Annotated in this window: 13 protein-coding genes; 10 read left to right on the top strand and 3 right to left on the bottom strand. The window is 32.8% G+C overall.

The annotated features are described in order from the left end of the window. Positions 1-82 precede the first annotated feature (82 nt). The 10 genes from KHA98_RS04335 to KHA98_RS04290 all read left to right on the top strand — a co-directional run bounded on the left by KHA98_RS04335 (position 83) and on the right by KHA98_RS04290 (position 20,237). Positions 83-1,438, top strand: a complete 1,356-nt coding sequence (locus tag KHA98_RS04335) for a hypothetical protein (RefSeq protein WP_213255683.1) — start codon at positions 83-85, stop codon at positions 1,436-1,438. Between the two features lie 48 nt (positions 1,439-1,486). Beyond that, positions 1,487-2,785, top strand: a complete 1,299-nt coding sequence (locus KHA98_RS04330; protein ID WP_213255681.1) for a SprB repeat-containing protein — start codon at positions 1,487-1,489, stop codon at positions 2,783-2,785. 73 nt (positions 2,786-2,858) lie between these two features. Beyond that, positions 2,859-4,076 (top strand): hypothetical protein, encoded by a 1,218-nt coding sequence (locus KHA98_RS04325; protein WP_213255679.1) that lies wholly within the window; start codon positions 2,859-2,861, stop codon positions 4,074-4,076. A 4-nt stretch (positions 4,077-4,080) separates the two neighbouring features. Then, positions 4,081-8,949 carry a T9SS type A sorting domain-containing protein gene (locus tag KHA98_RS04320; RefSeq protein ID WP_213255677.1) on the top strand — a complete coding sequence of 1,623 codons (4,869 nt, stop codon included), beginning with the start codon at positions 4,081-4,083 and terminating at the stop codon, positions 8,947-8,949. A gap of 86 nt (positions 8,950-9,035) precedes the next feature. Continuing rightward, a complete protein-coding gene (locus KHA98_RS04315; RefSeq protein ID WP_213255675.1) occupies positions 9,036-11,495 on the top strand; it encodes a hypothetical protein in 2,460 nt (819 codons plus the stop codon). A 52-nt stretch (positions 11,496-11,547) separates the two neighbouring features. Continuing rightward, complete coding sequence (locus KHA98_RS04310) at positions 11,548-17,868, top strand: fibronectin type III domain-containing protein (protein ID WP_213255674.1); 6,321 nt, start codon at positions 11,548-11,550, stop codon at positions 17,866-17,868. Between the two features lie 3 nt (positions 17,869-17,871). Beyond that, on the top strand, positions 17,872-18,567 hold the full coding sequence (locus KHA98_RS04305; RefSeq protein WP_213255673.1) for a hypothetical protein: 696 nt from the start codon (positions 17,872-17,874) through the stop codon (positions 18,565-18,567). Beyond that, on the top strand, positions 18,568-19,353 hold the full coding sequence (locus KHA98_RS04300) for a hypothetical protein (protein ID WP_213255672.1): 786 nt from the start codon (positions 18,568-18,570) through the stop codon (positions 19,351-19,353). Then, positions 19,350-19,775 carry a hypothetical protein gene (locus tag KHA98_RS04295; RefSeq protein ID WP_213255671.1) on the top strand — a complete coding sequence of 142 codons (426 nt, stop codon included), beginning with the start codon at positions 19,350-19,352 and terminating at the stop codon, positions 19,773-19,775. The genes KHA98_RS04300 and KHA98_RS04295 overlap by 4 nt, the downstream gene beginning before the upstream one ends. Before the next feature lie 252 nt (positions 19,776-20,027). Continuing rightward, on the top strand, positions 20,028-20,237 hold the full coding sequence (locus KHA98_RS04290) for a hypothetical protein (protein WP_213255670.1): 210 nt from the start codon (positions 20,028-20,030) through the stop codon (positions 20,235-20,237). A gap of 56 nt (positions 20,238-20,293) precedes the next feature. On the opposite strand, the gene KHA98_RS04285 is transcribed toward KHA98_RS04290, so the two are convergent. The 3 genes from KHA98_RS04285 to KHA98_RS04275 all read right to left on the bottom strand — a co-directional run bounded on the left by KHA98_RS04285 (position 20,294) and on the right by KHA98_RS04275 (position 23,904). Next, a complete protein-coding gene (locus tag KHA98_RS04285) occupies positions 20,294-21,202 on the bottom strand; it encodes a LamG domain-containing protein (RefSeq protein WP_213255669.1) in 909 nt (302 codons plus the stop codon). Between the two features lie 390 nt (positions 21,203-21,592). Further along, positions 21,593-22,513 carry a LamG domain-containing protein gene (locus KHA98_RS04280; protein WP_213255667.1) on the bottom strand — a complete coding sequence of 307 codons (921 nt, stop codon included), beginning with the start codon at positions 22,511-22,513 and terminating at the stop codon, positions 21,593-21,595. 350 nt (positions 22,514-22,863) lie between these two features. Next, positions 22,864-23,904: a PLP-dependent cysteine synthase family protein gene (locus tag KHA98_RS04275; protein WP_213255665.1), complete on the bottom strand. Its 1,041-nt coding sequence runs from the start codon at positions 23,902-23,904 to the stop codon at positions 22,864-22,866. Positions 23,905-23,969: the final 65 nt, after the last annotated feature.

The raw sequence follows: 23,969 nt of genomic DNA, 5'->3' as shown, positions 1-23,969 counted from the left end.
TACATTATAAAAAAACACTCAATACTTACTATAAGAATTCAACTAAATAAATGTGTTGTAATTATTGAACAGGAATAAGCGAATGAAAAAAAAGTATCTTTTATTTTTTATACTTCTTAGTATTAAATTTTATGGTCAAACCTATAATTTTAATATTACGTATGGTCTTTTGTGTAATACATGCTGGCAAGGTCCCACCGGACCTTCCTATAATTCTTATAGTGCAAGCAATTTTCGTTGGACTATAACAAATAATGCAGCTATAATTGCAAAAGATACCGATAATGGCTATGTAGATTATGGCAAAATTGTAAAAAACTATGCCAATGTAAATATAGCAAATGGCAATACAATTAAGGTAGCCATTAATTCCAACGGAATGTTTCATACAGAAGATGGAACCGGGTTTACCTGTAATACCAATACAAGCGTCTCAAAGAAAATCGATGATCTAATTGCAGATGGATCAGTAGGGTTCTCAGACTCTCCTTGTGGACTAACTTCCCGCATTAGTAATTTTATTCCAAACATCGCCATAAAAAATCTGGATACTCAAAATCCAACCACAATATGTGCAGGAGCTCAGCTTAGTTTAAGCGCCTTTTCGACCAATGATACCGGGATTTTTCCTGCGACAGCCTATCACTGGCAATATTCAGTTGATCAAACTACGTGGACAGATCTTCCAGCTAATATAAATAATACCCCTAATCCTGTTTTCTCGATTCAGCAAATCTTAAATCAAAACCATGCTTCCTACCTCAAAAAGAAAATTTATTTTAGATTAGGATATGTGAATCGTCCTTTTACAGCCCCTTTTGAACTTACATATTCACCATGTGCTCCTGTAATAACATCTGTTACATATGAAGGTCCTAAATGTAGTCAGGATCCAATTCAGAGTGTAACGGTTACTTTTGACAGACCTTTAAATACATCTATCGGTGAGAGTTTGGATAGAATTAAAGTTGTACAAGTTCCTTCAGAGATACAAACTAATGAGTATATAGACATCACCTCTTTTGGTCCTAATAACACCTATACTTTTAAGAATTTAACGCAAATAGAAAACGGTAAAACCTATAAAATTGTTTATCAGGCAAAAATTACCAATCCTTTAAATCCTAACGACAAAGGACTTGCAGGTTTTATGGAATCTACCCTTCCAGACGGATATTTTACTTATGCAGATCCTACAAAAGTAGAATTTAAAATAACAGATCAAATTCAACCGAGCTGTGCTGGCGGTAATGATGGAGTGATCGGGATTGAGGTTAAAGGTGGAGCAAAAGACTATAAATTCTATGTTGATGGAACACTCACTACTGCCATTTATAACGCTGCCAATAATAAATATTACATAAATGGATGTAAAGCCAAAACCTATGATATAAAAGTTACAGATAAATTCGATTGTATTGATAAAACAGCTATGTAATAATATGAAAGTACTTATGATGTCTAATTACTCTAAAAAAAATAAATCATGATAAAAACTCTTTTTTTATTATTATTTATAACACTTTCTGTTAAAGGAATTGCCCAAGAACCAACTTACTCCATAAAAGTAAGCTTCACAGGGCGGTTTTTTTGTGAGTATAATAGCTTTAATTGGAATTTAAGCAGTGGCTCTGACTTAATTGCTTATCATAGCGATATAAATGATACACAGGATAAAAATTTCACTAATGTAAAAAATTACAGTTCATTTAATTTTTCTTTAGAAGCCAGTACTTCTGTAGAACCCTGTGCATCAGCTATAGAAGAATGTTTAAGAAATACTACCATTTCAGCTTCAGCCACAGATTTAATAAAATTTTCTTCATTACGATTAGGTGGTTGCGATTTTATGGTAGGTATTTCTGAGTTTACACCTAATGTTTCTATAAAAAATTTAGACTCCACGAATCCAACAACAATTTGTGCTGGTTTTCAATTAGGTTTAGCTGCATTTCCATATGGTTTTCCTAATGAAGCTTACCATTGGCAATTTAGTTTAGACAATATTACATGGAATGATGTTCCCGACCAAATAGTAGGAATTCCAACTAATAATACCCCTACAACAAATTTTACTATACAACAGATTCTGGGAGCAAATCATAAGGATTACTTAAACAAAAACATTTATTTTAGATTAGGTTATTACCAGGACAGAGCCTTTACAACACCACTGGTCTTAACTTATTTGCCATGTGCTCCTGTGGCAGTAAAAACAGAGTATAAAGCTCCCTCATGCAATGGCGACAATATTCAAAAAATTGATGTTTATTTTGAGGAACAATTAAAGCAAAACGAAACCCTCTCTCTTATCTATTTAAAAAATACTGACCCCACAAAGACAACTCCGCTTTTTGCTAATACAGCACCAATAACTTCTTTGGTATATGATAATATATCTGGATTGTACAAATATTCATTTACCAGCCTTGGAAAGTTAGAAGAAGCCAACGAATACATTGTTGAATATCAGGCTAGCATGAATTCAGTCCCTTCAGGAACATTAAAAGCCTTAGATACTTTTACCTATACAGATCCTAAAAAAGTAGAATTTAAAATAAGTGATCAAATTCTACCAAGCTGTTTTGGAGGTAATGATGGAACGATTGAGATTGAGGTTAAAGGCGGAACAAAGGACTATAAATTCTATGTTGATGGAACTCTCTCTACTGCCATTTATAATGCTGTCAATGATAAATATTACATAAACGGTTGTAAAGCCAAAACCTATGATATAAAAGTTACAGATAAATTCGATTGTATTGATAAAACTGCAGACGAGTAGTGACAAATTTTAAAACATTTATCAATGTACAAACAAATAACAAACTCAATTAACGAATACCAAAATATCCTGAATGCGAAATAGTAATAAATATGACGTCTATAAAAAATTAATAGTAGTATTAATCTTTTTATGCTCGATCAATATGGCACAAGCACAAGCAAAAAAGTATATAATGTTCTTTGCTGGTGAAATTTCATACCCTGAGTGTAACTGTAATTATGCTAGATTTCGACTTGAATATAATGGAGTCCATTTAGACCCAATAGGCGGGCAGAAAGTAGAAAGTGGTAGTTTTTTAATTTATGATAAGCGTCCAACATACTATGAAATACTTCTGTATCAACCAGATTCAGAAATGTGCAGTGGTTATTGTCATGATGGCTGGGAGTATCATGTTGGAGGTAATATTACTGCTGATTGTACACCTATGACAGACTATAACGGAATGTACATGATAACCGATCAAGTATTAGTTGATCCTGGCATTAACAATAGTTTTTGTGAAACAATAGCATTAAAAGCTACTGGCTGTACAGGTCCACAACGCTTCTTTTGGGAATACAGAATAGATGGTGGCAGTTTTGTAAAAACAAATATAAGTACTGCATTTGATGAAACATTTCAATTCGTTAAATCAAATTATATAGCATCAACCTACACTGGAAATATAGATTTTCGTGTTGTTATAGATTCAGATCCTACAACAACAGGAGAAAATGTTTATTCAAATATAGTTTCTTATAATGTAATTCCGTGCTCTCCTGATTTAGATAAAAAACCCGAAGCAAGTAAAACTACATGTACTTATAATCAAGACGGAAATGTTATTTTGACATTCAGCAGAGAATTAGTCACTAATGAAAGCTTTAAATTTAACTTTTATAAAACACCTAGTAATGCACTTATTCCTACTCCGAGTTATACAGTTGATGCTACAAAAAAAATATACACTTTTACAGGTTTGGCACAAGGAGACTACTATATAGTATATCAAACCTTTCTTAATTCGCAGTACTCAAGTACAAATAAACTCCCAAACCCTTCCTTTACAATATCTCCTCCAGATGCTGTATACTTTGAAGTGATTGAAAATCAACCACTCTGCAAAGGTGGCAATGGAATGCTTACTATAAAAGCCAAAGGCGGGACTTCGCCCTATTACTGCCAAATAAATTCAGAGTCTGAAATTGAGTTTACTTCAAGCTTAGATATCAATAAGCCAGAAGGCACTTACCTTATAAAAGTTAGAGATAAATATACCTGTATTGATACAACCGCAAATGACTAAAAAGATGAAAAAAATTATATATTTATTAGTGTTAATTACTAGTTCAGTTAGTTATTCTCAAAGTGGAATTAGACAAGCTATACTTTCTGACCCTGCTGCTATTAATACAATTACGGGTAATATTACTAATTCTTCCGGCTATAACCTGTCAAGTGGTAGTATTACACTAGATCCAATAACTGGTGGTAAAACTGCCGGTGCCGGACCTTATACTTATACCTGGGAAAAAGGAACTACTACTTATCCGGGAACATCTAATAGCCTTTTTAATCTTGGGCCAGGAACTTATACTGTAACTGTTACGGAAAATAAAGCTTGTGTTAAAACTGAAAAATTTCTAGTAACTGAGCCAGATGACCTTGTCCCTAAATTTACAGGCGAAACTTTTATTTCCTGTTATGGGGGATCTACTACTTTAACAGCTGATGCTGATGGTGGTTTTCTTACTAAAAATGGATCTTATACTTTTTCATGGAAAATAACATACACTGATAATACAACAGAGACTAAAGCCGGTCCAGTTGTTACGGGTAAAGCCGGTATATATGAGCTTACAGTTTTTGATAATGCCAGTCCTCAAAATGCAAAAAGCAAAACCATTACTGTTACACAAAATCCCGCTTTAGGTATTAGTAATTTAATTAGAACTAATGTAACCTGCAAAGGTCAAAGTGACGGAACAATAGCATTTACGATAATAGGTGGAAGCGGTGCCTATAACATTACATGGACAAATAGCAGCGTTACTATTCCGTCAAGATTTAATTTGCCAAAGGGAATCTATAAATATACAATTACTGATAAAAATTTTGCTACTTGCACCTTTACTGGTGATATTGAAATTAAAGAGCCGACAGCTCCATTAGCTGTAACACCTTCGGTAACACAACCAAGTCTTGCCAATAATGATGGCGAAATTAAACTTACTCCTTCCGGAGGAATTATCGATGGTGAAAATGCAACTTATACTTATAAGTGGTCTAAAGATGGGGATCCTTCATTTCCTTCTGACGATGTAGCTCAAAAACAAAAATTAGGAAACGGTAGTTACCATATTATTGTTACATCTTCTTCAGGATGTCCTTATCAGGTAGATGTAGTATTAGAAGCTTTAAATATAAAATTGATACAACAAACTAATGTAAAATGTCACGGAAATGCAACTGGTTCTTTAACTGTGCAAGGAGCCGGAGGAACAATTACTTCTAATTATGGCTATCAATGGTATAAAAATGGTATAAAAATTACTGGAGCAACTACTAATACAATTACAGGACTAACTGGTACTGCCCCATCTGGAGATATTTACACTGTCGAAGTATCTGACGACAAAACTACAATAAGTGGTTCTTATACAATAACAGAACCTTTGGCCCCACTTACGGCAAAAATTATTATTGCGCAAAAAAAGGACGTTTCTTGTAATGGCGGAAGTGATGGTGCAATTGCAATTAACGTTTCAGATGGTACTCCGGGATATACTTACTTGTGGAGCAATAATAGTATTGTTAAAGATCAAAATAATCTAAAAGCCGGATTTTACTCCGTTACTGTAACTGATTCTAACGGGTGTTCAACTTCAATTACAAACATTGAGATTAAACAACCAGATCCAATAGTTATTCCTAACGCAACTATAACCAAAGTTAATATCTATGGACAAAGTACAGGAGCAATTACATTGCCATTAATCACTGGTGGTAATGGTGGATATACCTATAAATGGACTTATGATCTGGATGCTGCATTTAAAAAAACTACAAAAGATATTTCCGGGCTTGCAGCTGGTTTTTATACCCTTGAAGTTCGAGATGCTAAGGAAAATGCAGCTGACAATGCAGGTTGTATTGCAACCAGAATTTTTGAAGTTGAGCAGAATCCTGATTTAATCGTTTCATTACAAGAAACCAAAAACATTCTATGTTATGGAGATGCAAATGGAGCAATTAAAGTTAATGTAATTGGAGGAGTTACTGATTATACTTATGAATGGTACAAAAACAATGTAAAAATTACCGGAGAAACCCAATCATTCATAGAAAATATTGGATTTGGTTTGTATCATGTAATTGTAAAAGATGCGGTTGGTTCTTCAAAAACTGCTACTGCTTACAATTTAAAACAACCAGATAAATTAATGGTTTCTTTAGATAATAAAACCAATGTTTTATGTTACGGAAATTCAACTGGTGTTATTAATATTAATATTACAGGGGGCACAACAAGCAGCAAACCTTATTCTATTCAATGGAAAAAAGACGGTGTAGATTATTCTACAGACGAAGATTTAGCTTCTCTGGGATTTGGTAAATATAATTTGGTGATCACCGATAATAATTTATGTCAGACCTCTTTTAGCACTGATATAGAAATTACTCAACCTGCCGCTCCATTAAAAATAACAACTTTAGAGGTAAAAAATTTAAGTGGTTTTGAAACTAAAAACGGAAGTATCAAAGTTGAAATTTCTGGAGGAACTGAACCATACATTTATTCCTGGATCAATCAAACTACAAATACAGCAGTTTCTGGAACTACGATGATCGATAAATTAGAAATTGGCACTTACAAACTAACTATTACTGACGCAAATAGCTGTGTAACAGATGCGTCATATACCTTAATTCAACCTGATAAATTACTAATTACCTCAATCACAGAAACAGAATCTATAAAATGTAATGGATACAAAGAAGCTGTTTTAAAAGCGACAATAACCGGTGGAGCACCAATAGGAGTTGCTGATACTGATAAAAACTATATTTATAAATGGTATAATAATCTAAATTCAACAGTAGTAGTTTCAACAACTAATCCTTCAGAAAGTTTGATTGCGGGCACCTATTATTTAGTAGTTGATGACGGATTCGGAAATAGTTATACTTCAAATAAAGTAGTGATCAATGAGCCTACACCAATTAAAATAAATTTTGTTCAAACAAACGTTTCTTGTAAAAATCAACATGATGGAGCAATTTATATTACTACATCCGGAGGTACGGGCACGCATACTGTAACATGGAGTAAAACTTCTGATGCTGATCCTAATTCTATAAGCAATCTGTATGCTGGTAATTATTCAGTTACAGTAAGAGATGCAAATAATTGTAGTACAACTCAAAATTTTGTTATTACAGAGCCGCAAATATTATCGATTAGTAAAGTTGTTAAAACACCTCCATCTGCTGTTGGTGTAGATGATGCTAGTATTGCAGTTACGGTTCAGGGTGGTACTGCTAATTATAATTTTCAGTGGTATGATCAAAATATGAATTTAATTTATACCGATAGTAATAAAGCTTCAAACACAAGTATCTATAACATATACGCGGGTCAATATTTTATTAGTGTTACTGATGCCAATGGCTGTCCTATTATTGCCAGAGATTTAGACAAAGTTGATCCTTTATTTATTGATGTTGTACAAATAAATACAGTACAATGTCAAGGCGCAGCAACGGCCAGTATTAAAGCCTTAACCTCTGGAGGACTTCCGGATTACCGATATAAATGGTATGAAATTAATAATCCTACTATTATTGTTGGTCAAAACGAAACTTTAACAAACGTAAAAGCCGGAACTTATTATGTTATTGCAACAGATTCTTTTGACAAATCTATACAGAGTCAGAATATTACAATTACAGAACCTACTTTATTAACCAATTCTCTTTCTGCCGATTATATTCGCTGTGGAGATGGTAAGGATTGGACCATTGTCTCAAATGCCTCTCAAGGAACAGCTCCATATACTTATTTATGGAATACGGGTGCAAAAACACCTAATCTTGTAGATACTGTTTCCGGTACGTACACCTTAACTGTTACTGACAAAAATGGCTGTACTGTTGTCAATACAATAAATTTAATAACACCGGAACACTTAGATGCATCAGAAAAAATAAAAATACCAACCTGTTATGAAGGTTCTGATGCCACAATTGTGGTAACTCCTATCGCCGGAACTGCACCATTTAAATACTTATGGAACACAGGCGAAAAAACAAATACCTTAAGCAATGCTGCTGCAGGAGAATATACAGTTGAAATTACAGATGCCAGAGGTTGTATTATTTCCAGAACGTATTCAATTGTAAACCCACCAAAAGATGTGATTTATTTAGGTGAAGATGTAACCCTGTGTTTTGATCAGACTTTGACTATCAACGCCACTATCGATGATGATAAAGCAACTTATGCCTGGACATCAGATAAAGGTTTCAAAAGTACTCAGGCAATGATTACGGTTTCTCAACCTGCTAATTATACCGTCGTGGTAACAAATAAACTGGGTTGTACTGCTACTGATACCATTAAAATATCAAGTCAGCAAACTGCCATAAGTGCCGAGTTTGCTGTTTCAAGTCAGGTATTTAGAAACGAAAAAATTATAATTGTTGATATCAGTAATCCTGCCGCAGATAAAATCGAATGGGTATTCCCGGCAAACGCAACTGTAATTTCTAAAAACAGTGATTTTGCTGAAATCAGTTTTAGTGAAGCGGGCGAATATGATATTACACTAAACACCACAAAAGGAGACTGTACAGCCTATCAAACCAAGCAAATTTTGGTTACCGAAGGTGAATTTGAAGAAAATAATCCAGATGAAACAATCAAAAATTTCGATTTGAAAATTTATCCAAATCCGTCAAATGGAATTTTTACAGTAGATGTTACGCTAGATAAAATTATGCCGGCAAATATAAAAGTCTATAACCTGAACAATAATCTGCTTATAGATTCAAAAAGCGATAGTGGCAAAAGTAATTACCTGTTTAATTTCAGTTTAACCGGACTTCCATCAGGAATTTATTTTGTTCTTTTTGAGTCGCAACAGGGAAGTAAACTGCGAAAAATCATTATTCAATAACATTTCATTTATCAAATAAGTAAAATATCAATTTCAAAAAATATTGAAAATCAAATATTCAAGCTGATTTTCAAGTAAGGCAAATAATGATTTTAAATAAACTAAGATTAAATATAATATTGCTCTTCTTCTGTGCTTTTGGTTTTTCGCAAAACTTTAATATACAGGAAGTCGGAAAAGCAAAATTGATAAATGTATCCGGAGGAGCATCTGCCAACAGCGTGTTCTACTCCGGAAATGCAGCCAGAGATCCGTTTAGTTATTTTCTAAACGGAAACATCAATTTCAATGTCGCCGGATTATATAATATTCCATTTTCATTTTCCTATACCAATCAAAAGTTCGGTTATGGCAAACCTGTTTTAATGAATCGTTTAAGCATTCACCCGTCTTATAAATGGATCACGGCGCATATTGGCGATGTCAGTATGACTTTTTCACCATATACATTAGCAGGACATCAGTTTACAGGATTTGGTGTCGATTTAACGCCACAGGGAAAATTTAAGGTAAGTGCCATGTACGGAAGGCTTTTAAAAAGTAACGAATATAATAGTGTATATCCGGATATTCTCCCTGTTTACAAAAGATTCGGCTACGGATTTAAAACTACTTATACTTTAGAAAAAGTCAATTTTGGTTTGATTTTCTTTAAAGCTAAAGACGAAATAAACTCCATATCCAATCCTGTTCCTTTTGAATTGGGTGTTTCTCCAAAAGAAAATGCAACAGTAAGTCTTGAAACTACTTTTAAGCTTTTTCAAAAATTACAAGTTCACACTGAATTTGCGAACAGCAGTATTACCGAAGATACCCGCACAGCTGATGGAACAAAAGCCAAAGGAGTTGCTGCATTATTTTTAAGCCCGAACAATACAACGGCAAGTTACAGCGCTTTCAAAGGTGATTTGGCTTATCCTGCCGGAACAGGAACTTTAGGTTTGGGATACGAACGAATTGACCCAAATTACAGAACATTGGGAGGTTATTATTTTAATAATGATTTAGAAAACATTACCATAAACGCAACACAGACTATCTTTAAAAATAAAGTCTCACTTTCTGCAAACTTTGGACTCCAAAAAGATAATCTGGACAAACAAAAAGAAAGCCAGATGAAACGATTGGTCTCTGCCATAAATGTTGATTACAGAGCCAATGAAAAACTGAATTTTAACGTCAATTATTCCAATTTTCAATCCTATACCAACAGTCGTAACCAGTTTGATTACATCAATCAGGTTTCTAACTATGATTATCTTGATACCTTAAACTTCAGACAAGTCAATCAGAATGCATCGCTTGCCGTAAATTATTTGCTAAAGAATGAAAAGACCATTAAAAAATCTATTAATGCTAACTTTTCTATGCAGGATGCCGTAAACCAACAGCAAGGTCACACCATAGAAGGCGGTAAAACAACCTATTACAACTCTGGAATATCCTACAGTATTGGCTATCCGGCAATAGATCTAAATTTAATTGCCTCATTAAACAATACCTACGGAAAAACAGATTCCGGCAAAAGCCTTATCATTGGGCCTACAATTGGTGCAACAAAACTATTTTATGATAAAAAATTTACCACTTCGGCTTCAACCAGTTACAACACTAGTTATATAGACGGAGACAAACAAAACGATATTCTGAATTTCAGAGTAAACGGATCATACATTTATCTTCAAAAACACAATTTTAGTGCAGGAATTATTTCATTGTTCAGCAATTCAAAAACGCAAAAAAACAATGATTTAACGGCAACCATTACCTACGCCTACTCTTTTGATAAAATAAAATTGCGTCCAAAAAGAGAACCAAAAACCGAAGAAGCACTAGAAGATGTAAAACTGGAACCTGTACTTAAAATAAACTTTAACGGAAGAACTTTTGAAGGTACACGTTACGAAATAACTGATGAATTACAAGAAATGCAACTTGCTCTGCAACCATTACCTGCTGAAGAAAACAGCAAGCTGGAAAACCTTTTAAACAACGCTAGACTGGCCACGGACGAAAAAGATTTTAAAGAAAAAGCTTTAGACTATCTTGATGCCTATGCAATTGAAGCCGAAACAGTAAAAAAATACAATGAGTATTTTATCGAGTCGGCACAAAAACTCGAGAACGACATGAAACGTAAAGATGAAAGTCTCGAAAATGATTATTCGATAGCTATTGGAAGAGTAAACAGTCACGTTTTACACGGTGTTAATGAAGCTGATGTTGCCAATAAAACCGCTTACAAATCATATCAAAAATTAGTTGAAAGAGCTGAAAACAGTCGTAAAAAACTAATCAACCACAGATGGATGTTTAAAGAAATCGAAAAACTGGCAAAAACTTCCACTTCTGAAATTCAGCAAAATCAATATGCTGCTGATTTCAATAAAGAAGAAATTGAAGAAGCCTTTAAATTGATTAAATCTAAAAAGACAGCTGCCGAAATTACAGAGTCAATCGAAGTAAAAATGATTCCGTTCTATCATGATCTTGCCGTAAAAAATGCTGCAAATGATGAAGTCGAGCTAAAACATATTCAGAACTAAAGACATAAATAAGATATCAGAGAAAATAATGGATAAATCTCAACTACCCCAAATGATAAAAAAAATACACTTATACCTGTTATTACTATGTTCCCTTTTAGGCTCAGGTGTTTCTGCACAAACTTATCCTGTTCGAATAACCACACAGCTTATACAGCCCTCACCTATTTATCTGAGCAGTTATGCTGATGCCACAACAATAAACAGTCCGATTAAAATACAATTGGTACTGAACGATTTGACCATATCAAATCGTCAGGTACGATTGAAGATTTATTTTCAGGGTAACGGAATTGCCTTTAATACAAATGATTTTGTTGTAGGCGCAAAACCATTATATCTTGAAGGAGGATTTCCGCTCCAATTAACAAATGTTGATTTAGCACCTTATTTTGAATATCAGAATTTATTAGGTATAAACCCTAATCAATACGCTCAGCCATTACCTGAAGGAATTTATAATATTTATGTTGAGGTTTATGATTTTGCAACCAATAAAAAACTATCCAACAAAACGGGCACTACAACCATTATTTTCCAGAATGAACCACCTTTTCTGAACCTGCCTTTGAACAATGCTTCGATCATGCAGCAAAACATTCAGAACATCGTTTTTGGCTGGACACCAAGAAGTATAAACGTTAGCAATGTTGAGTATGAGTTTTCGTTGGTCGAAATTTGGGACAAATACACTCCAGTTCAGAATGCCTTTGCGTATTCTCCGCCTTTATATACAACCACTACCAGAACAACATCATTACAATATGGCATAAACGAACCTCAGCTAATTCCCGGTAGAAAATATGCGTGGCGCGTAAAAGCAAAAGCATTACTTGGGGCTGAAGAAATTGGCGTTTTTAAAAACAATGGTTACAGCGAAATATTTTCATTTGATTATGAAGTATATTGTACCGCACCTTTAGGAATTAAAACTGAAGGTATTAGCGAAAATCAGGCTAAAGTAAGCTGGAGCGGAAATATTGATAATTTTGATTATCAGGTAAAATATCGTGAAAAAAATTCAGGATCTGAGTGGTATAGTCTTGTAACTCCAAGAGAAAATATCGCCATTAGCAATTTAAAAGCAAATACAACTTACGAATATACTGTTGGTGCATCTTGTGATGCTGGAAAATATACACACAGTACTATTAAAGAGTTTACAACACTTGTTAGAGACGAAATTGCTTTTCAGGGCTGTGGCATAAAGCCGGATCCAAAAGATTTAGCTAACAAAACACCACTAAAAGATTTATTTCCTAATGATGTTGTAACAGCCGGAGATTTTCCAATCGTAGTACTACATGCAACAGGCAATAATGGTACATTCTCTGGTGATGGTTATGTAACATTACCATTTTTAGAAAAATTCAGAAATTTAATTGATGCTGCAGATGCCTTAGCCGGAGAAAATGAAAAAGGCGAGTCAAAAGGAAAAATCGGCGAAAACACTCGTATCCGAATTACGTTTAACAACATAGGAATTAATACCGATTTCAAATTAATTTCCGGAGAAATCATTGCTAGTTACGATCCCAATTGGAGTAGTATGGCAGATTTAGATGGTGTATTTAATGATGTATTTGGTAGTGATGGAAAATCATTAGAAGTTAAGGTTGATTATGAGATAAAATCAGCTGTTTTAAATCCTGATGGTAGCACAACCATAACCGGAACCGATGGACAGATTACAACTGTTCCAAAATCTGTATATAATCAAGTTTATACAGATAATAAAGGAAAAACCGTTACTATTCCTGCAAATGGCAAGGGTGAGCCAATTATTACAGATCCTGCCCCAGGTGGTAAAGCAACTGCCGCAAATACCAATGGAGTATCATCTAGTGGTGAAATAACACAAATATATACTTCTAATGCTAAAATAACCTTTAAAAACAGCACAGATAGTAAATACGCTTTTGATGTTAAACCAAGTTCAGGTTCACAAAAACTAATCGATACTTACGAGAAAATCCCTACCAGTGATGGCGGTGTATATAATGTAAATTATAAGGCTGTATCAGATATAAACGGTCCGGAAACTTTTATCGCTACAGCTGTATTTAAAAACGAAACAACAAAAGATGATATCGTTTTTAAAACTAATGCAGGAACTGTAGTTGATGCTAAGTGGAATAGCGATACTGAAGCAGAAATAACTGTTGAGCAAACTTTAGCCTTCTCTAAAGAAAGTATTATTGCTACAGTAAAAGGCACACCACAGAAAGATCCAAAAGATGCTACTAAAACTATTGAAGGTAAATCTGATATTGCCGGTAAAATAAACGTTTGGCAGCTGGAGAAAAAACCTGTAATAAATGTAACGATCTTAAGCATAAATAAGGCAAGTGTTCCAACCGCTTCGGTAATGCAGGATTCTTTAAACAGTATCTACAATAAAGTCGGAGTAGAATTTAAAGTAACCTCGCAGAATGTCGCCATTAAACCATTACCCGATGTAATTGATTGCGGAGACAGTAATATTGTTAATGTCTATACCAATGCTCAAAATGAAATTAAAAACCAGATAGAATCAAGTTCTACTTTCACTTATAATGACGAAACCTACTACATTATTTATACCGGTAAACTAGGTGGAAGTGGATATGATGGTTTTATGCCTCTGGGAGGTCAGTATGCTTTTGTTTTTGATAACAAACTAAGAACAGCCGCTCACGAATTAGGTCACGGTATTTTTGGCCTTAAACATCCATTTACTGATATAAAAGATTCCAAAAAAACCAATCTTTTAATGGATTATGGAACAGGAACTGTGCTATCTCACAACGACTGGGATATCATTCATAGTGGCGGATGGAAGTTTTATGGTTTCCAGAAGAGTTCTTCGGGGGCGCATGTTGAAGTTGGGAATATGGAACAATTGTACGCTAACTTTAAAAACACAGATGGATCACTTACTTTTTTAACACCAGCCGGAAAACCTTTTACCATTAAAGAACCAATAAGCAGTGTTGGATTCTCATACTTTGATGATAATTGGTCACCCGATAAATCTAACTTTGAAAATACTATTTTCCCTATTGGTACATTAAAAAGGTTCACCCTCGCTAATGGCAAAACATATTCAATTGCCCATCCGATGAAAGATTCCGACATAATAAATTTAGTCGGATATGCTGAAATCGATAATAATGGACAGGTAATTACAAATAAATTTTATATAGATAAAACAAGTTTTGATTTAAAAAATAAAAATATTATCGTAGGTATTCCTGCAATTGAAAAAGGTCAACTTCTCTTTAAAGTTCAAAAAGTAACTAATTATACAGATTTAGATGTAGCTAAGGATAATTATGGCAACGGACCACAGAAAAAAATATTCTTTTTAAAAGATTATATAAAAGAACTAAAAGGAGCAATAAATATTCCGAGTTCAATAAATCCACTAGATGCAAATGAACTTTATTTTTTAAGCGAATTCAGTAGCGATTTATATGGAATAAATGCTCTTCATGCAATTCGTATTGCTTACTTTTTACGAAATAATCCTGATTTAATTAACTGTTTGGGTTATGCAGAAGACCAGATAGGAAAAGATGTTACCTTAAGATTTAATAAAAAGATTAGAGATGGCTTACGTGCATCAATGTCAAAAAATCAAGGAACAACCAGAGTTTCGATCCCTGTTTTTTATGCTGACATATCAAATAATGTTAAAAAAGACATTTTTACTTCGACAGAATATTTAGCAAGTTTAGATGAACTTCTTTATATATACTACAATGATCTTAAAAACAAAGGAAATGTTACCACTGATTTATCATTAGAGGATTTATCAAATGTAATAAATGGTTTAGGTCGAGAATGCTTAATGAGCAATATTCCTATCAAAAAAAGACTAGAATTTCTTAAGCAATATAAGACCTGGAAATTTTCAGATTCAAAAGAAGATATGCTTCTTGAATTATTAATTAATATAAGACCTGATGATATCCCTGAACTACTAAAGGGATTATCAGCGAATGGATATGAAATATTAAGAGGATTATATGGAGATATGAGTGGTGATCAAGAGTATTATTACACATTATTAGCCATAATATCTACTTATGTTGCAGATCAAAAAAAGGATACCCCTGAGGCACGTAACCTAAATGGAGCTTGGAAAACTGGTGAAGATGCAGATAAATACGTATATGTATGCAAAGATGCTGCCCATATTTTAACGTGTAATGTTTTTGTAACAGAATTGGATAAAACTAACGGAAAGATTACAATTACATTCAGAGATTACTCACATTTAGTTAATGATAAACCTTTTCATAGAACAATAAGTGTAGACCCTTTCGAGTTAATTCGAGTTAAATTTGAGAATGATTTTGATATTAAAAATACTAATGGCAAAGATATAAAAGAAGGTGACGATGCTATAGTACCTGCAATTTATCTATACTGGATAATGAAGCAGCAAGAAAATAAAACGTCAGATGTACAACTTAGAATTGCTTTAGATATATTAGCAATAATTCCAGCAGTAACAACTGCAAATCCTGGACTTGTTTTATTAGTCGATGCTGCAGTTGCTGGTGCCGACATTGCTTTTCAACTTTCTCCAGATGCCATTAAAAACATAGACAATCAATATTTAAAAAATCTTGTTAATCTATGGGATGATGCCTATATGACTTATTCACTAGGCAGGCTTTCTGGACAAGTAATTAATGGTGCAAGAGGTGCATCGAAAATAATTTTTAATAAAGAAAACTTAGCAAAAACGATAACCCGTGCTAAAGGTATTCCTGGTGAACTTAAAAATATTAGTAAATCCTTTTATAATATTTATAAAGCAATTATAAATATTGAAAACATCAGCATTGTTGGTACAAAAAAACAAATTTTTGAAAAAGTAGTTTATGGAACTTATGTTGAATTGACCTTAGCTGATAAATGCACTAGTGTTAACGAGTTTAGTTTATTATTACAAAACGATAACGTAATTATAGGTGTTAATGCCAAAATGGCAAATGGAGCAAGTTATGCCCAAGGTGTAAGTGTTGCTAAGGTTGCTGATGTAAGTGGATCTTTAGTTTTATCCGAGTTAAGAACTTTACCTGCCAGTTATACTGGTGCAACCAAGGTTGTACAAATAATTAAAGATATTAGCATTGCAGGAAAAGGAATTCAAACTATTGAAATTATTAGCACTGATGTAGGTCAGTTTTATGCCAGACCGCTTCTAATAGCCTCTTCGGAAACTAACTTTTTGACTTCAGTAGAAAAAAATTATCCGACAATATTTAACAAAATTAAAGCTGATCCTTCATTAAAAAATAAATTTGGAGTCGATTTCAAAGATGCAAATAACGCCATTTTAAACGAAATCGAAGATGTTGCGCATTTTGATGATGATTACGATTCTTTTGTAACATTATGGAAATCTGCCAGTAATAGTGAATTATCAAATGCTTTAAAAGATATTGATAAATTTAAATCTTGGTGGTACCCAAATAAAGCAAAAGTTAACAACGAGTTTTTCATAAATCAAAAAGCTTTTGAACTATCACTAAACTCTGAATATTTAGAAAAATTACATTTAGAAAAATTACCAAGTACTGTCAGAGGTCAATACTGGAATTACTACAAACAAGGCCAATGGGATAAACTTGAAGCTTTGGCAAAAGAATATAAAATAAATTATGATGCGAAAAACAATGCATTATGGCCTCCAGCAAATGGAGGATATGGTCCATTGGTTAAAAGAGCACCATATAAAAATGAGGTATTTGATAGATATGGCGGTTCATTTGGAGATTTACCAGATGGAACCCCAAATTTAGGAGGAGTCTATACAAGTCCGATGTTTAATGGTAAACCTTATGATTTTGATGGAAGAGCATTAAACATGGAAAAAAACGAATACGATTTTTACTATAAAATAACAATCTTAGATCCATCCAAATTTGAAATTGCAACTAACAGAGCAATTCCTTGGTTTGGAAAATTTGGTAAGGCTGAACAAACTTTATTTAAAATTAAAGAAATGGATCCTGTATCCGGATATCCTAAAACATGGTCACAATTAGCGAAAGAAGGGGCTGTCGAAATACAAGTTATAGAATCTCCAAGCGGAAAATTCACATCTTGGGTTGGAAAAGGGAAAACAATAGTCAAAACGACAGCTGCGATCGGAAATACTCGTAGTCGATTAAAAGATTTAGGCTTAACAGATGAACTTGCTGATAAAATTGTGAGCAAAAATAAATCATTAAATTTGTCAGAAGCAGAAGAAAAAATATTATTGGAGGATTTAAAAAACAACACCACTTTAATGGAGGTTGTTACAAAAGATCCCGAAAATGGTATTGAGGGCTGGAAAATATTTACTGATAGTAAAAAAGCATTTTGCGAATAAATTATGATACAACTAAAGCAAATTAAACATTTAAGTTTATTTAAAAATCTAAATAAAAAAATTGAACTTAAATTTACAGGCTGGGAAGAACCTAATAGAGGTCAGGAGCTTTTATATTACTCACTATTCATCAACGGTATTGATAAAACTGAAGAATTATTCTCAGCAAAAAATATTCAATGCTTATTAAATGAAAAAATTGAAATAGAACATCCGACCAAAAACTTTGCTTTTATCCCATCTACTGATTTTTATCTACTTAATACTTTAGATTATACAAAAAAAAGTCTAAAAGTATATTTTAGAGAAAACGGCAATACAACTATAGATAGATTGGTGGGAAGCTTTTTTTATCATGAAAAACACTTATTAATTAATAAAAGGAGTTTAGTTTTAACAGATTTATTAACTCTGGAAATCAAAAAAATAAAATTTGAATTTGATATCAATATTGAATGGGCTTATTTAATTAATTCAAGACAAATTCAAGTTATTCAGTCATTTTCTAATATCTGTTTTATATATGATTTAGACGAAGAAAAAGTTATAGATAAAAAAAACATTGCCGATGAGTTACAATTTCCAAATATATTCAGATGGATATATAGAGGTCAAGACTATAATACAAATCAAGTAGAAATGGAACTACTTCAAAAAACAAATAACGAATTTACAAGTACTTATTTTAAAATAAACTAAATGAAAAATATAATAAAAAGATTCTTTCTTTATTTATTACTATTATCAAGCATAATTGTAAACGCCGGACCTGGAGATCCTTGTCCTCTGGCAACATTAGTAAATGATTTATCTACTTCTAGTGCTGAATTTAAAATTTTAATTAAAGAACATAATAGTTTTGATGCGTGGTTAATTCTAAATAATGAAGCTCCAATTCTTAGAACTAACATTGATGAACTAAAACTGGTCTCAAAGAATTTAGATGAAGTTAAGAATGCTGGTGGATACTTGAAATGGAAGTCTTTAAAAGGTGTTGCTATTGTTTATAACAATTTTGGAAAACCTATAGATTTTGGAGGTGATATTTTAAAAACAGCTGGAATGAAATTAAATATTTTAGGGAGAGTTGGTCCAACTAACAACACAATTGGAACACTACAATTATTTAATGAACTAAAACTAAAAGGTGTTCCAGAAAATGAAATGTCGGGATTATTTCAAAATATACCTAAAGAATGGAATGAGCTACCCGTTATGGAGCAAAATACAAAATATTGGAAAGAGATAAATAAAGTATATATAGATAATATAATTGCAAGTAATGGAGATATTAGATTTATACATGATCCAAGATTACCAGTGAACATATCCAATCTTGTATCAGATATCAAAAACTCTAAATTTAGAGAAAAATGTGAAAAGGAAGGACTTGTTAAAATAAGAACATTTATGAACATGGAGTATGAATACTTACTCTCCAAAGGTTATATTCTTCAAGAAACAGGATTAATGATTAAACCATGATAGAAATAGACTATAACAATTTTGAAAGTGATTGCCATGAAGTTTTCGGCAAATATCTTCTTAAATTTAATTTTAAAGAAATTCATTTTGAGGAATTAGAACTTGAAAAAACATATGAAAATGAATTTTGGAAAATTAAAATATCTATGATTTCTGATTTCCCTCACATTGGAGTTTCATTTGAATTTATGTCAAAAGATGATCATCATATGACAAACAGTTTATTAGAAAAACTAATAAAAGTCGACAGAAAAAAAACTAGAGAAATCTACGACAAACTATTCAATAAAGACTATTATAAGAAATCAGGCAATGAGCAATATAAAATTGAAATGTCATTTTGTGTAGAACTTTTAGAACTATCTTATATTCCGTTAATGAATGGCAGTTTCACATATAATGATTATAAAAAACATATATAATTAAATTCTTTTTTACTTATTATTACAACGATCTATTGAGAACAAAGATAGAGAGAAGGGATACTTAAAGTATGATGCTCTCTAGGCAAGATTTAAATATTCCAAATTTTAATTAATATTCCAGATAGTATTCCGTCTAAATGTTTACAACAATATTTTTATTTGAACTCCTTCTAAACTAAAACCAAAAACATCAAAAAAAACTATTTACTATTATATTTGCATCACCTCAAATTAAAAATTAAATAGAACATGCAAACATCAAAATACACAAAAATAGCCGTAGTAGTACTTGTGCTTTTGTTTTTAATATTAAGCGTAGTCAGCTGTAGTACTCATACACATACTCACACCTATACACCAGCACCATCAGGCAAAAAAATACCGCCTGGACAAGCAAAGAAAATGAATGGAGATAAAAGTGCAAAAGCATATGCTCCGGGACAGCAAAAGAAACACTAACGAGAAAGCCTTCTGAAATTTCAGAAGGCTTTCTTTATTTTAAAAAATTAGGCAAGTTATTTTTTTGCAGAGGCTTTTGTTATCTTCAGCAAATAAGTTCCCTCTGGTAAATCCCCAATATTAGAAGCATTACTTCCTGTTATTTTTCTCCCTTGCGAGAAAACCTCAACCGTTTTAGACTCTTTAACTGTTTCCGTTAAATTTACAGTATTAGAAGCAGCTGTTTTTACAGGCGCAGAAGATGTTGCTGTTACTACTTTTTTTGCAGCATTTGAAGCCTGAGCAATTTCAGTTTTGTTAGTACTAGCTGGTTTCGAACTATTATAAGATTCCAAAACCTGTTCGCCGGTCATCGCAACATTATAAATCTTAAGATCATCAATATCGGCACTAATTGTCACCGTTGTATTGATTTGTCCTAACCTCAAAATATAACCTTTAGTTAAACGCTGAACTCCATCCACAGCCTTCAATAATTCGCCATTACGGTATATTTTAGAATTAGTACCATCATAAGTAAGATTATATTGGTACCAAACTTCTTTTTGAAGCGGAACCGAAACAATAACATTATTACTATCTCCCCAACCCACCAGACTCACATCTGAATTTCCTGAAACTGCCGGTTGCTGCAATAATCCAAAAAACTGTCCATTTACGGCAGTTCCATACCCAAAAATATAATTGGCTGAGGTTATCGAATTAAATCTCACCCAAAAAGAAATTGATCTTGGTTTATTTTCCTGAGGAAGCTCCCCTATTACACCCTGTAAAACTTTGTTTGTAAGTCGTTGCGCTTTCTTAGCCTCTCCCATTCTGTCATTTACAAAATTAGGACTTCCCAAAAGTGAAATTGTATTATCAGTACTGTTTAAAGTTCCGTTGAAAGTAAATTCCTGAACCGGATTTTGAGCATTGGTCGTTAAAAAAGTTACAAACATTATAGTAAGTAATAATTTCTTCATATTTACAATTTTATGGGGTTATAAGGGGTTTTCAACAGTTTTAAACGACACAGGAATAAGCACAAACAAAAAATCACTTCATTATAAATTTCAGCAAACATCAAACATTTATAATTAGTAATTTCAAAAATTTTGTTAAAACTATAAATTTAATTCAAAGCTACCAAACACTTTACATACATAAGTACGATATTCCTATTTAAATTATAAATAAACAGAAAACAAGCAACTTCTGGGCTAACATTTGTAAAAACATTTTTACAAAAATATATTTACGATACATTAGAACTAAAAATCAAAAAGCCCTCTGGCTTTCAGAAGGCTTTTTCAACTATTCAAAATGCTTACTAAACAAAAAAACTAACTAACTATTTTCTACTAACCAAAATCTTATTTAGAAGATACTTTTTTTGCCGGTGTATTTGTTATTTTCAGCAAATAAGTTCCTTCTGGCAGGTCGTTAATGCTCATTGCATTATTACCTATTATCTTTTGTCCTTGTGAGTAAACTTCAATATTTTTTGAGACTGCAATATCACTGGTTGTAATTATTGCGCCTGATGGTTTTGTTGTTGCTTTTGCAGTTTTCGCTGCCGCAACTGTCTTGCCAACTTTTGCTGCTGGCGCCACTGTCTCAGCTACTACAACCACAGTTGGTTTAGATCCTTCATAAAGTGCTGCAATCTGCTCATCTGTCAATGCAACATTATAAATCTTTAAATCGTCAATATCCGCATTTATACCGACAGTTGTATTTATTTCTCCTAATCTAAAGATATTACCTTTGGTAGATCTGGTAATACCGCTTACAGATTTCAGCATTTCACCATTTCTAAATATTTTAGATACTTTTCCGTCGTATGTAATGATATAATTGTACCAGGTTCCTTTTACTAATGGCGTAGAAACAATAACATCGTTACTTGCTCCCCAGCCTGCCAAACTCAAATCTGAATTTGAAGTTGCTGTACCTTGTTGCAATAATCCACAATATTGTGCATTGTAAGCAGTTCCGTAACCCCAAATGTAATTTGCTGAAGCAATATCATTTAGTTTTACCCAAATACTCACAGTTCTTGAACTATTATTTTGAGGAAGATTATCAATCACAGCTTCCAGGCCTTTATTAACCAGTCGCTGAGCTCCATTGACATTTCCCATTCTATCGGCAACAAAATTATTTGTGCCCATGAATGAAGTTGTATTTGCAGTATTATTTAAAGTACCATTGAAGTTAAATTCCTGAATTGGGTTTTGCGCATTAACATTCAAATGACTTACAAACATCAAAGTAAGTAGTAATTTTTTCATAATGATAGATTTAGGGGATTAAAAACAACTGTGTTATTTTAACACTGCTAAACTATATTTTTATGCATTTTAACAGAAATTTTTCCGATAACTAACCTAAATAATCGTTTAAATAACCAAAATTGATAATTTTAAACGCTTAATTGTATTTCCTTATACTTTCAGGAATACTATTAAAATAATAAACATACCTCAATCAACCAATCAGTTTCTTACGTATAAATACGGTATTTTCAATTTATCGTGATTTTTTACTATTGAAAGAATTTTCTGCTTTTTAAGTATTAAGCATAAAAAAACTCCATCGCTTTACGCTGATGGAGTTTCTGTATTTTAAAAAATAGATATCTCTATTTTACAAATTCAATTTTTTGAACTTCTTCTTCATTGATACTATCAAAGAATCCTTGTTCGTTCATCCAGTCGTCACTAAATACTTTACTCATATATCGTGAACCATGATCCGGGAAGATTGCAATAATATTACTGTCTTTTGTAAACTCACCTTCTTCTGCATATTGTTTGATTGCCTGCATTACTGCTCCTGATGTATATCCAACAAATAAACCTTCTTTTCTGGTAATTTCTCTGGCTGAGTGAGCACTTTCTTCATCGGTCACCTTCATGAACTTGTCGATGATGTCAAAATCTGTAGCAGATGGAATTAAATTTTTCCCTAAACCTTCTATACGGTATGGATAAATTTCTTTGTTATCAAATTCTTTTGTTTCGTGGTATTTCTTCAATACTGATCCAAAAGCGTCAACTCCAAGAATTCTGATATTAGGATTTTGCTCTTTTAAGAATTTTGCTGTTCCTGAGATAGTTCCTCCGGTTCCGCTGCAAGCAACAAGGTGGGTGATTTTTCCGTTGGTTTGTTCCCAAATTTCAGGACCTGTAGTGTTATAGTGGGCATCAATATTTAATTGATTGAAATATTGATTAATGTAAACCGAGCCTTTTGTTTCTTCATGCAGACGTTTTGCTACATTATAGTATGATCTTTCATCATCTGCAGAAACGTGAGCGGGACACACATACACTTTGGCTCCCAAACTTCTCAACATGTCAATTTTATCCTTAGATGATTTTGAACTTACTGCCAGGATACAATTATAACCTTTTATAATACTTACCATTGCCAGACTAAAACCTGTATTACCCGATGTGGTCTCAATAATAGTATCGCCTGGAGATAGTATTCCTTTTCTTTCGGCTTCTTCAATAATATATAACGCTATTCTATCTTTTGAGGAATGACCTGGATTAAAAGCTTCTACCTTTGCGTAGAAATTTCCTTCTAACTCTTCGGTGACTTTATTTAGTTTAATAAGTGGGGTGTTACCTATTAACTCTAAAACATTATTATAAGCGTTTATTTCTTCTTTCATAAAAAAATAGTTAATCGAAGGCATTTTAAAATAACCTTGATAGGTTGCAAATTTAACAAAAAATT

The sequence above is a fragment of the Flavobacterium branchiicola genome (assembly GCF_018383905.1).
GTDB classification, from domain to species: Bacteria; Bacteroidota; Bacteroidia; order Flavobacteriales; family Flavobacteriaceae; genus Flavobacterium; species Flavobacterium branchiicola.
The sequence above is the reverse complement of the archived record's forward strand: the minus strand, read 5'-3'. Positions and strand labels throughout refer to the sequence as shown.

Coding starts and splice junctions, on each gene's coding strand:
- KHA98_RS04305 (WP_213255673.1), top strand. CDS start 17,872: ATGATACAACTAAAGCAAATTAAACATTTAAGTTTATTTAAAAATCTA.
- KHA98_RS04275 (WP_213255665.1), bottom strand. CDS start 23,904: ATGAAAGAAGAAATAAACGCTTATAATAATGTTTTAGAGTTAATAGGT.
- KHA98_RS04320 (WP_213255677.1), top strand. CDS start 4,081: ATGAAAAAAATTATATATTTATTAGTGTTAATTACTAGTTCAGTTAGT.
- KHA98_RS04290 (WP_213255670.1), top strand. CDS start 20,028: ATGCAAACATCAAAATACACAAAAATAGCCGTAGTAGTACTTGTGCTT.
- KHA98_RS04325 (WP_213255679.1), top strand. CDS start 2,859: ATGCGAAATAGTAATAAATATGACGTCTATAAAAAATTAATAGTAGTA.
- KHA98_RS04330 (WP_213255681.1), top strand. CDS start 1,487: ATGATAAAAACTCTTTTTTTATTATTATTTATAACACTTTCTGTTAAA.
- KHA98_RS04280 (WP_213255667.1), bottom strand. CDS start 22,513: ATGAAAAAATTACTACTTACTTTGATGTTTGTAAGTCATTTGAATGTT.
- KHA98_RS04315 (WP_213255675.1), top strand. CDS start 9,036: ATGATTTTAAATAAACTAAGATTAAATATAATATTGCTCTTCTTCTGT.
- KHA98_RS04300 (WP_213255672.1), top strand. CDS start 18,568: ATGAAAAATATAATAAAAAGATTCTTTCTTTATTTATTACTATTATCA.
- KHA98_RS04295 (WP_213255671.1), top strand. CDS start 19,350: ATGATAGAAATAGACTATAACAATTTTGAAAGTGATTGCCATGAAGTT.
- KHA98_RS04285 (WP_213255669.1), bottom strand. CDS start 21,202: ATGAAGAAATTATTACTTACTATAATGTTTGTAACTTTTTTAACGACC.
- KHA98_RS04310 (WP_213255674.1), top strand. CDS start 11,548: ATGATAAAAAAAATACACTTATACCTGTTATTACTATGTTCCCTTTTA.
- KHA98_RS04335 (WP_213255683.1), top strand. CDS start 83: ATGAAAAAAAAGTATCTTTTATTTTTTATACTTCTTAGTATTAAATTT.